The 10,112-nt window shown below is 62.0% G+C and carries 11 protein-coding genes; 8 read left to right on the top strand and 3 right to left on the bottom strand.

Features of this window, described 5'->3' with window-relative positions:
- From DH10_RS31525 to DH10_RS31535, 3 genes are all read left to right on the top strand, one after another.
- Positions 1-714 (top strand): FGGY-family carbohydrate kinase (locus DH10_RS31525; protein WP_246811671.1); only part of this gene is annotated, 714 nt, incomplete at its 5' end.
- Between the two features lie 142 nt (positions 715-856).
- Positions 857-1,237 (top strand): hypothetical protein, encoded by a 381-nt coding sequence (locus DH10_RS31530; protein ID WP_246506724.1) that lies wholly within the window; start codon positions 857-859, stop codon positions 1,235-1,237.
- 171 nt (positions 1,238-1,408) lie between these two features.
- A complete protein-coding gene (locus DH10_RS31535; RefSeq protein ID WP_192257897.1) occupies positions 1,409-2,599 on the top strand; it encodes an NADH-quinone oxidoreductase subunit D in 1,191 nt (396 codons plus the stop codon).
- Positions 2,600-2,775: 176 nt separating this feature from the next.
- Here DH10_RS31535 and DH10_RS31540 read toward each other — a convergent pair whose 3' ends face one another.
- Positions 2,776-3,210, bottom strand: coding sequence for a hypothetical protein (locus tag DH10_RS31540; RefSeq protein WP_192257896.1), 435 nt, complete (start codon positions 3,208-3,210; stop codon positions 2,776-2,778).
- A gap of 316 nt (positions 3,211-3,526) precedes the next feature.
- On the opposite strand from DH10_RS31540, the gene DH10_RS31545 reads away from it, so the two are divergent.
- Entirely contained in the window at positions 3,527-3,715 is a 189-nt protein-coding gene (locus DH10_RS31545; RefSeq protein WP_192257895.1) for a hypothetical protein, read from the top strand.
- Between the two features lie 38 nt (positions 3,716-3,753).
- On the opposite strand, the gene DH10_RS31550 is transcribed toward DH10_RS31545, so the two are convergent.
- Positions 3,754-4,287, bottom strand: a complete 534-nt coding sequence (locus DH10_RS31550; RefSeq protein WP_246506722.1) for a sugar isomerase domain-containing protein — start codon at positions 4,285-4,287, stop codon at positions 3,754-3,756.
- On the opposite strand from DH10_RS31550, the gene DH10_RS31555 reads away from it, so the two are divergent.
- Positions 4,274-4,645 (top strand): ABC transporter permease subunit, encoded by a 372-nt coding sequence (locus tag DH10_RS31555; RefSeq protein ID WP_246506719.1) that lies wholly within the window; start codon positions 4,274-4,276, stop codon positions 4,643-4,645. The two genes, DH10_RS31550 and DH10_RS31555, sit on opposite strands and share 14 nt — an antisense overlap.
- 56 nt (positions 4,646-4,701) lie before the next feature.
- Here DH10_RS31555 and DH10_RS31560 read toward each other — a convergent pair whose 3' ends face one another.
- Complete coding sequence (locus DH10_RS31560; protein WP_192257894.1) at positions 4,702-5,367, bottom strand: class I SAM-dependent methyltransferase; 666 nt, start codon at positions 5,365-5,367, stop codon at positions 4,702-4,704.
- 210 nt (positions 5,368-5,577) lie between these two features.
- On the opposite strand from DH10_RS31560, the gene DH10_RS31565 reads away from it, so the two are divergent.
- The 3 genes from DH10_RS31565 to DH10_RS31575 all read left to right on the top strand — a co-directional run bounded on the left by DH10_RS31565 (position 5,578) and on the right by DH10_RS31575 (position 9,956).
- Complete coding sequence (locus DH10_RS31565) at positions 5,578-6,168, top strand: TetR/AcrR family transcriptional regulator (protein ID WP_192385709.1); 591 nt, start codon at positions 5,578-5,580, stop codon at positions 6,166-6,168.
- A 123-nt stretch (positions 6,169-6,291) separates the two neighbouring features.
- On the top strand, positions 6,292-7,140 hold the full coding sequence (locus tag DH10_RS31570) for a class I SAM-dependent methyltransferase (RefSeq protein WP_246811672.1): 849 nt from the start codon (positions 6,292-6,294) through the stop codon (positions 7,138-7,140).
- 191 nt (positions 7,141-7,331) lie between these two features.
- On the top strand, positions 7,332-9,956 hold the full coding sequence (locus DH10_RS31575) for a bifunctional diguanylate cyclase/phosphodiesterase (RefSeq protein WP_312891361.1): 2,625 nt from the start codon (positions 7,332-7,334) through the stop codon (positions 9,954-9,956).
- The last annotated feature ends 156 nt before the right edge of the window (positions 9,957-10,112 follow it).

Consider the following 10,112-nt stretch of genomic DNA (forward strand, 5'->3'; position numbering starts at 1 on the left):
GTGTGGGGTCCTTACTTCTCCGCGATGGTGCCGGGTCTGTGGCTGAACGAAGGCGGCCAGTCGGCCGCGGGCGCCGCCATCGATCGCCTGGTCGGCATGCACCCCGCCGCCGTCGAGCTTGCCGGGGTCGCAGCGCGAAGCGGCAAGAGCCTCAGCCAATGGCTGGCGCAGGAGGCGGAGCGGCATGGCGGCGCGGCCAAGGCGGACAGGCTGATCGGCGCCCTGCACGTCGTTCCCGAATTTCTCGGCAACCGTGCCCCCTTGGCCAATCCCGACGCGCGCGGGCTGATCGCCGGATTGGACATGACGACCGGCCCCGACGACAGCCTCGTCGCGCTCTATCTCGCCGGCCTCTGCGGCCTCGGCTACGGCGCCCGGCAGATCCTGGAGGCCATGCGCGCCTGCGGCATCAACATCGACACGATCGCCATCAGCGGCGGCGCGGGGCAGAGCCCGCTGGTGCGGCAGCTCATCGCCGACACCACGGGGAAGGTGGTCTATGCCCCGACATCCCCCGAGCCCGTGCTGCTCGGCTCGGCGATGCTCGGCGCCGTGGCCGCCGGCCGCCACGCGGACCTTCCCGCAGCCATGTCGGCGATGTCGGAGGTGGGTGAGGTCTATTCGCCCAACCCCTCGCTTGTCGCCTGGCACGACAGGCGCTTCGCGGCGTTCGAGCGCCTGCAGGCCGCGGCGCTGTCGGTGCTGACCATCTGATCCCCATTTGGCCGTGAATGGCGGAGCTGAACGGCCGACCTTCGCCGCCAACTTGCCGCTCTTCGCCGGGAACCATCGCTCGGCGGAGGGGTTGTGTCGTCAAACTTCGAGACATGGAGGAAAGACGATGCGGACGTTGACGATGGTGCTCGCTCTTTCGACCTTTGCCTTGGCGCAGCCGGTTTCCGCCCAGCGTGCCGATCCGCAGCCGCCGCAGGCCTTGCCTCCGGCACAGGAACCCTCACCCGGCCAGGCGCAACCCGATCCGGAAAATCCCGGCCAGCGCTTCACCAACGTTGTGGTGGTGGCGATGGAGGATCTGTCCGCTGAAGTGAAGACACAGGCGGAAGCCGTGGTCACCAGGACGACCGCGAAGGACTTGGCGAAGCTGCAGAAGTCGGTCGACGACTCGCCCGAGGCGGTATCGGTCCTGCGCGCGAACGGCTTGAATTCATCGCAGGTTGTCGCTGCCAATATCGATGGCGACGGTACCCTCACGCTGATCATCCAGACGACGACGTGATCGGCGCCGCCCAGAGCGGTTCAGCGTTTGATAGGATCGCCGGCCCGCTCTAAGCGTTTGTTTTTACGCAATTCCGGACGGAAAACCACTGCGCACTTTTCCTGGAATTGCTCTAGCGCGCTTGACCGGACGGGGCCGGCAAAACAAACCAGAGTCCGCGAAGGGGCCGCCATGACCGAAACCGCAGTCCGCAACTTCACGCTCAACTTCGGGCCGCAGCACCCGTCGGCGCACGGCGTGCTCCGGCTGGTGCTGGAACTCGACGGCGAAATCGTCGACCGCGCCGATCCGCATATCGGCTTGCTCCACCGCGGCACCGAGAAGCTGATCGAACACAAGAACTACCTGCAGGCCCTGCCCTATTTCGACCGGCTCGACTATGTGGCGCCGATGAACCAGGAGCATGCCTTCTGCCTCGCCGCCGAGAAGCTGCTCGAAATATCCGTTCCCCGGCGTGGGCAACTCATCCGCGTCCTGTTTTGCGAGATCGGCCGGCTGCTGTCGCATCTGCTCAACGTCACCACGCAGGCCATGGATATCGGCGCGCTGACGCCGCCGCTCTGGGGCTTCGCCGAGCGCGAGAAGCTGATGGTGTTCTATGAGCGCGCATCCGGCGCCCGCATGCATGCCAACTATTTCAGGGTCGGCGGCGTGCATCAGGATCTGCCGGGAGAGTTGCTCGACGACATCTGGGATTTCTGTGATCCGTTCCTGAAAGTATTGAGAAATCTCGATGAACTCTTGACCGAAAACCGCATCTTCAAGCAGCGCAATGCGGATATCGGTGTCATCTCTCTCGATGACGCCTGGGCGTGGGGTTTCTCCGGCCCCATGGTGCGCGGCTCGGGCGCCGCCTGGGACCTGCGCAAGGCGCAACCCTATGAATGCTATCCGGAGATGGATTTCGACATTCCCATCGGCAAGAACGGCGACTGCTACGACCGCTATCTCGTGCGCATGGAGGAGATGCGGCAGTCCGTGCGGATCATGAGGCAGTGCCTGGAGAAATTGCGCTCGACCGGCGGCGCGGGGCCGGTCGCCGTGGCGAACCAGAAGATCACGCCGCCGCCGCGCGCCACCATGAAGCGTTCAATGGAAGCCACGATCCACCATTTCAAGCTCTACACCGAAGGCCACCGCGTACCGCCCGGCGAGGTCTACGCGGCGGTGGAAGCGCCGAAAGGGGAGTTTGGCGTCTATCTGGTCTCGGACGGCAGCAATGTTCCGTATCGCTGCAAGATCCGCGCGCCGTCTTTCGCCCACCTCCAGGCGATGGATTATCTGTCGCGCGGACACATGATCGCCGACGTTGCGGCCATCATAGGATCGCTGGATATCGTGTTCGGCGAGATCGATCGCTGACTGGGCTTTCCGTCCGAAGTTGCGTGAAAACAAAGAGATAGAGCGGTTCGGCGTTTCCGTGAAACGGTGAACCGCTCTAGCTGCCGGCCGGCGGGGAGAGAAGAAAACTCCCCTCCGTCTTCGGCAAAGTCCCGATATTGAACGATGCCGCGGTTCTTGGAACCGCGGCAATCGCTTCAGTGCATGAACACCCCTCTCAGCCAGGCAAGGATGCCTGAGCCAGGAGAGATGGCCGCGCGAACGCGGGACGCCGCCCAGCGTGCCGGCAGATTGGCGCCGACATGGCAATGGCAGACGACCTCATGCAACTGCCAGTCGCTGAGCTCGAAGAAGCGCTTCGCTTCGCCGTACGTGTCATCCTTCAGGCCCTGAGCACGAAAGATCGGGTCTTCGAAGGCGACAGTGATCGGCGATCCGGTGGAACGCATCTTTTCGCGCACGTCTGGAGTGGCGTATTCGGTGCCCGCAAGCGCCATGAGGCGCCGGCCTGGGTCCTGCTCGAGAAGTTGCGCCCAGCGTTCGAGGCGTTGGCCTCGACTGGCGATGAGAACCGCTGCTTCAGCATGAACGTCGGCAACGGCATTGAGTTGGTCTACGGTTTGGTGCTTCAAGGCCGCCTCCTATGTCGGCAGATGATCACCCGCCCCGCAACGGAACTAAGGCGCTGCATGGCTCCGGCAAGGGCGAAATGGACGACGGGAAATCATTTGATCGTCATTCATGCCCGGCGCCGCCCAAACGCGGCGCGATCATGTGGAACCATCCCCGGTCGTGACCGTTCTGCCAAGCGTCAGCCGCCGGCCAATCAGGTTTCGATGAAGCGCCAGATGCGGCGGCCAATCCATCATGTTCTGGTCGGGCAGATATCCGGTTGCCGGAAACCGCATCACGCCGACGGCTCGCCAGCGCAACGAGGGAAATCACTTTATGGCCATTCTCCCCAATCCCGACCCGACGCCAACGCCGGTCCCCACGCCGCCGCCGTTTCCCGACCCGAAGCCGATGCGCGAACCGGATCCGGAGAGGCTGCCGGACGAGGAACCCATCCCCAATCCGGATGAGAACGACGTGCCGCCCAAGCACTCGGCACGGGCAGGTATCCGGCGCCGGCTCTGACGGCTCGGGAGGCGCTGGCACGCCTCCCGAGCCGTCATTCACTCCCCGCGCATGGTCGCCTGGAAGGTCGGCAGGTGCTTCTTCTGTGCCTCGATCATGCGCTCGCGGTAGACCCCGTAGATCACATCGGTGTCGTGCAGCGTCACGCCGGCAATGGTTGGCGAAGCGAAGACCGGCAGTTCGATGCCGCGCTTCGAGAGCTGCTCGGCGGTGCGCGCGAGCAGCTCATGCGCCATGACCATGGCGAGCACCGTCGAGGAGCCCGACACCGGACGGCTCCAGCCTTCGATCGGCACCACCGCATCCTCGATCGGCGAGCAGGTGTCGATGACGAGGTCGGCGGCATCCGCCAGCCGCTTGCCGGACGAATGCGTGACCGGCTTGTCGAGATTGTTCTTGCTGGTGACCGCCACGACGAAGATGCCGCGCTTCTTGGCATAGAGCGCGGTGTTGATGCCGGAGGAATTGCGGCCGCTGTGGCCGAAGATGATGATGGAATCGCCTTTGTTCAGCGGCTGATGGTCGAGGAACTTCTCGGCATATTTCGGCATCTTCCTGATGCGCCAGTTCATCGCCGGCGTGCCGGACGACCTGATCGACGCCGCGCGCATGGACGGCGCCTCCGAGCTGCTCATCCTGTTCAAGATCGTGGCGCCGAGCGTCGCGCCCGCGATCGCGGCCCTTGCGCTGTTCGCCTTCGTCTACCACTGGAACAGCTGCCTCTGGCCGCTCACCGTGCTGCAGGGGAACGCCGACGCCTATCCGATCGTGATCAGCCTGAGCCGACTGCTCAGCTACAATCGCGGCGCCGTCAACACCGGCCTGGTGATGGCCGGCGCGACGCTCGCCGTGCTGCCGCCGCTGGTGCTCTTCGTCTTCCTGCAGCGCTTCTTCGTCGACTCGATCGTGGGCTCGGCGATCAAGGGTTAGGTCGCTCGCCATGGTCACGTCGGATATCTGCGCCGCCATCGGCGTGACCGTAATCGTCACACCCTGACGGCGCGCAGGTAATGCAGGCCGAGCCAGTTGAGCGGGCCGCCTTCGATACGCTCGAACCCGGCTGCCGCCAGCGGTTCGCGGAGGCGGTGCAGGTCGAACTGGCCATGCAGGCCGTGCTTTGCCGACATGTGTCCGCGCTCGCTGACGGGGCCCGCATAGTCGACCAGCAACAGCCGCCCGCCCGGGGGCAGAACGCGCGCGGCCTCTCGCAGGCAAAGCCCGCGCCTTGCTTCCGGCACCATGTGCAGCACCGTCGTGAACGTGACGGCATCGAAGCGCCCATCCGCGAACGGCAGTTCGGCCGCATCGGCATGATGAAATGGGATATCGAGGCCGGCCCGGTTCGCCTTGCGGCGAGCCGCGGCAAGCATCTTTTCGGAGACGTCGACGCCTACAACCGATCCTCCGGGCTGCACGCGGCACCAGGCAGAAATCGCCTGGGTGCCGGTGCCGCATCCGACGTCCAGCAGCTGGAAGCCGGCCGCCAGACCGGCCAGATCGAGCAGAGCCTCGCGGTAAGCCCGGTCCCGCCCACGCGTCAGCATGAGGACCAACAGGTCATAGAGGCGCGGAAAACCGATCCCCTTGTTGGCGTCCGGGCCGATTGTGGTTCCAGCCGAATGCATGTCGCTTCGCAGATGGTGCATGTTCATCACGTCCTTCGTTCAACAGCGCGAGAGCGAATGCCGGGGCATCTGCCGCTAGTGAAGCTTCGAAACAATCCGTATGATAATGGACACTATGTTCGGAATTTTCGACGGACGATGCAGGCGAAACGTCTGTTAGTGGACAATCCCAGTCTGACGTCCTGGAAAAGGGTGTCGGGATAGGCGCTTCGTGGGCTGGCGAAGAAGGAGCGATCGATGGCGCGCGAGATCGATCGGCGAGCCGCCCGTACCCGCAAAGCCCTCCATCAGGCGCTGATGACGCTCATGCTGCGCAAGGGCTACGAGGCCCTCTCCGTGCAGGACATCGTCGATGAGGCCGACATCGGCCGCTCGACATTCTATGCGCATTACACCGGCAAGGAGGATCTGCTCCGAAGCGGGTTCCAGATGCTTCGGGAGGAACTCAAAGAGGCGCAATCGGCGGTGCGCGCAGCCGCCGGAACGTCGCACGACGATCCGCTTGGCTTCAGCACGGCGATGTTCGAACATGCGGCCCGGTATGCCGACCACTACCGGACGATGATCGGCGCACGAGACGGCGCCGTGGCGGAAAACGAAATCCGCCTGATCCTGTCGGAGATGGTGCGGCGGGAGATGCCCCGTACTCTCCACGGCGATAGGATGCCGCGCGACTTCGTCGTGCAATTTATCGTCGGCGCTTTCCTTACGACCCTGAACTGGTGGTTCGAACGGAAGCCTGGGCTGCTGCCGTCTGAGGTCGACGTCATGTTCCGGAGCCTGGTGCTCGATGGACTTTCACCTCTGGTCGACGACCGGCACCGCTGATGCCCCAGGCACTTGTGACATCGCAAGGCCTTGGGATTGACGTGCATGCCCCACTCGCTGCAATCTACATTAACCAGCTGTTAACCTTGCGGCTGAGATCAGGGGGGCGATTTGGAACCGTTTTTGGACGCGAACCTCCTGAATTGGGATGATCGGGCCGAACTACACGCGACCGACAGAACAGGCAGCTACCGCATCGAGAATGTGCTGGCGGGTGGATCCAATCTCTATGAGTTGGAAACGCGCGAGGTCGGTGACATTTTCGGCAAGGACATCGTCCATCTGCAATGTCACATCGGGCTCGACACGATCAGCCTGAGGAATCTTGGCGCAGGCAGCGCTACAGGCCTGGACTTTTCACCAAGGGCGATCGCTGCGGCGCGGGATTTCGCCGCCAAGGCAGGCAGTGACGTTCGCTTCGTGGAAGCGCCGCTGTACGAGGCAGTCGAAGCGCTCGACCGGACGTATGACATCGTCTATGTCACCTGGGGGTCGGTGAACTGGCTTGACGACGTCTTCCGTTGGGCGCGGGTGGTCGCCGATCTTCTTCGGCCCGGCGGCCGGCTCTATATGGCCGAGGGCCATCCCTTGATGTTCCAGTGCAATCGCAAGGCTGCCGCCCTCGAATTGAAGGACGACTGGAGAACGCCGATAACGCGACCGCTCGTCTGGAACGAGGAGCAAACCTATACCGGCGATGAGCGAACCTTGAAGCATCCTCGATATTATGAGTGGATCCATCCGATCAGCGACGTGGTGAACGCGCTGATCGCTGCGGGGCTGACGCTCGATTTTCTGAACGAGCACGACACGGTTTCCTGGAAGCACTTTTCATTCGCAGTGAGGGCCGGCAAGGATATGTACGGCCTGCCCGAAAACGCTCCCAAGATTCCGATGGCCTATTCAATTGGGGCAACCAAGCGTGGCGTGGGGACATATCGGATCGTCCAGAAAAAGGTCGATAGCCACTAGTTCCGCCAGGTGGCGAGTTCTGGGGCGATTACCCGCACACCAGCGTCCGAAGGCACAAAAAATTTTAAAGACTGTGAAGGCTAAAATTAAGTTATTGCGAACTATTATTCCCTTGATGAGGCTCGCCCAGAGAGCTGACAAGCACAGGGAATCTCGCTCTATTGGCTTTTTTCGCCAACAGGCTCGGCCGCGTGAAGGGGGCCGTCTTTTCACCGGCAAGAATTCCGGCGGCGATAGCGATTGTGGTTATTGCCGTTTGCGCCGTATTCGCGGACCATCAGAATAGGATCGTCTCGGACCAAGCCGCCCGCGCGGATGTGCTGGCCAAGGTCAATGTCGTTCGCGCCAAGCTCGAAGGGAACATCAACGGCAACCTTCAGCTGGCGCGAGGTCTGGTCGCAGCAGTTACGACCGAACCCTATATGGGAGAGCAACGCTTCGCGGAGCTTGCCAGCAGACTGTTCAACGAAGAGTCCCAACTTCGCAACATTGCCGGCGCGCCCGACCTCGTCATTTCCTTGATGTATCCGATGGCCGGCAACGAAAAGGCCATCGGCCTCGACTACCGAAAGAACGACCAGCAGCGCGCGGCCGCCTTGCGTGCGCGCGACGAGCGCAGACTCATCCTTGCCGGCCCGGTCGATCTGCAGCAAGGTGGACAGGCCTTCATCGGCCGATTTCCGGTCTTCGTAAAAAGCGCGGGCAACACCGACCGGTTCTGGGGCATCGTTTCCGCAGTCGTCGACGTGCAGCGCCTCTACCAGGCTAGCGGTCTTCTCGACAAGGATCTCGGGATTGACGTCGCGCTCATCGGCAATGACGCCCTTGGCGCGAGGGGAGTCCGGTTCTTCGGCGACGAACGGGTCGTCAAGAGCGATCCGGTAACCGCCGACGTTCTAATCCCGTCAGGTTCCTGGCAGATCGCGGCAGTTCCCAAGGGCGGATGGCCAGCCACACCGACCAACGCCTGGCAACTCCGGGCGATCATGGCGGCAGCGGCGGCGCTGATCTTGATCCCCTTTCTGACAGCAGGCCGCCTGATCAATGAAAGGCAGCGAAACTACTGGGAGCTGCATCGGCTGTCGCGACGGTTGGAACTTGCTCTGGAGGCGTCGGCCATCGGAGTGTGGGAGCACGACCTCGAAACCAATCATCTTGCGTGGGACGATCGCGTCAACGAAATATACGGTAGAGAGGCTGACGGCGGGCCGCGCGGATATTCGGACTGGGCCGGGGCCATTCATCCTGCAGATCTGCCTCGCGCGCTTACAGACTTCGACAATGCCGCGGCCGGACGGAGCACTTATTCATCGGAATACCGGATCGTTCGTCCGGACGGCGAAATTCGTCACGTCCGGTCCAGGGCGATCTTCTACCAGACCGCCAACAATTCGCCTCGAATGGTCGGTGCCGAGTGGGACGTGACGGCAGACGTTTTGCTGAACACCGATTTGGTTCGTGCAAAACAGTTGGCCGAGTCGAAAAATACGGAACTTGAATCTGCCAAGGCCCGCATCGAACACGTCGCGCTGCACGATTCGCTGACGGATTTGCCCAATCGGCGTTACCTGGACCAAGTGCTGGAAGACTATGCGGCAAAGGCCAGGCTCAATGGCGGCTATGCAGCACTGCTTCACGTCGATCTGGACCGCTTCAAGCACATCAACGATACACTCGGCCACGCGGCGGGCGATGCAATGCTGGTGCATGCGTCATCTGTTCTCAAGTCCAATGTCGGTGACCGTGGTTTCGTCGCGCGCGTTGGAGGAGACGAATTCATCGTGCTCTGCACGGTGCATGATGATATCAGCCAAGCGGCCTTGCTCGCGGACCGTATTATCGAACAAATGCGCAGGCCTGTTTACTACCATGGTCATCAATGCCGTTTTGGCGTCAGTGTCGGAATCGCCATCGACAATGATAAAGACCCGGATGCCAGGCAGTTGCTGGTGAACGCCGATATCGCCCTCTACCGGGCAAAGAAGCGGGGCCGCAACCGGCACGAATTCTTTAGTGGAGAGCTGCAAAGCGAGATCGTCAATACGAAGAGAATTGCCGACGAGATTCTGGCCGGTCTCGAGCGAAACGAATTCGTCGTATTTTACCAGCCTCAATTTAACGCGAACACGCTGGAGATCGTCGGCGTTGAAGCGCTGGTGCGGTGGCGGCATCCAGAGAAGGGCATTCTGGCACCTGACGTTTTCCTGAAGACCGCCGAAGAGCTGAACGTCGTCTCGACGATAGACTGCAAAATCCTCCAGCAATCGCTTTTGGATTTCGAGGCGTGGTCGGCCGAAAAGATTGGCATTCCCCGCGTGTCGGTCAACGTTTCGGCGCGGCGCCTTCAGGATGAGGACCTCCTGAAGAGCTTGCGGGACCTCAACATCAGGAAGGGAGCCTTTTCCTTTGAGCTCGTCGAGTCAATCTTTCTCGACGACAACGACGATCTGGTCACATGGAACCTCGAGCAGATCAAGCAGCTCGGCATCGACATCGAAATCGACGATTTCGGCACCGGCTATGCTTCCATTGTCAGTTTGCTGAAACTGCAGCCTCGCCGCCTGAAGATAGATCGCCAGCTGGTGGATCCCATCGTGAACTCACCCCAGCAAAGGCAGGTTGTCTCCTCGATCATCGAAATCGGCAAATCCCTGGGCATCGAGATCATTGCTGAAGGCGTAGAGACGATGAAGCACGCACGTCTGCTCAAAGGCCTTGGCTGCGACATACTGCAAGGCTACGCATTCGGGCATGCGATGGATCCCGACGCGCTGAGAAGCTTCGTTCGATCTCGTCGGTTGCGCGTCGCAAGCTAATCCTGTTCTCCAATATGCATTTCGTCCCGGCAAGATTTCGCGTGCCTCACCCAAACCTTGCCGGCGTCCACGCACCGCCGGCGGCGTTCGACTCCACCGCCGCCGCCACGAACTTCACGCCGCGCGCGCCGTCGACCACGTCGGGCACCTGCGCCA

Origin of the sequence: Mesorhizobium silamurunense, assembly GCF_014843825.1 — a bacterium.
In the GTDB taxonomy this organism is placed as follows: Bacteria; Pseudomonadota; Alphaproteobacteria; order Rhizobiales; family Rhizobiaceae; genus Mesorhizobium; species Mesorhizobium silamurunense.

Excerpts from the sequence above, each read along its gene's own strand:
- DH10_RS31530 (WP_246506724.1), top strand. The coding sequence starts at position 857 with ATGGTGCTCGCTCTTTCGACCTTTGCCTTGGCGCAGCCGGTTTCCGCC.
- DH10_RS31535 (WP_192257897.1), top strand. The coding sequence starts at position 1,409 with ATGACCGAAACCGCAGTCCGCAACTTCACGCTCAACTTCGGGCCGCAG.
- DH10_RS31545 (WP_192257895.1), top strand. The coding sequence starts at position 3,527 with ATGGCCATTCTCCCCAATCCCGACCCGACGCCAACGCCGGTCCCCACG.
- DH10_RS31555 (WP_246506719.1), top strand. The coding sequence starts at position 4,274 with ATGCGCCAGTTCATCGCCGGCGTGCCGGACGACCTGATCGACGCCGCG.
- DH10_RS31550 (WP_246506722.1), bottom strand. The coding sequence starts at position 4,287 with ATGAACTGGCGCATCAGGAAGATGCCGAAATATGCCGAGAAGTTCCTC.
- DH10_RS31560 (WP_192257894.1), bottom strand. The coding sequence starts at position 5,367 with ATGAACATGCACCATCTGCGAAGCGACATGCATTCGGCTGGAACCACA.
- DH10_RS31565 (WP_192385709.1), top strand. The coding sequence starts at position 5,578 with ATGGCGCGCGAGATCGATCGGCGAGCCGCCCGTACCCGCAAAGCCCTC.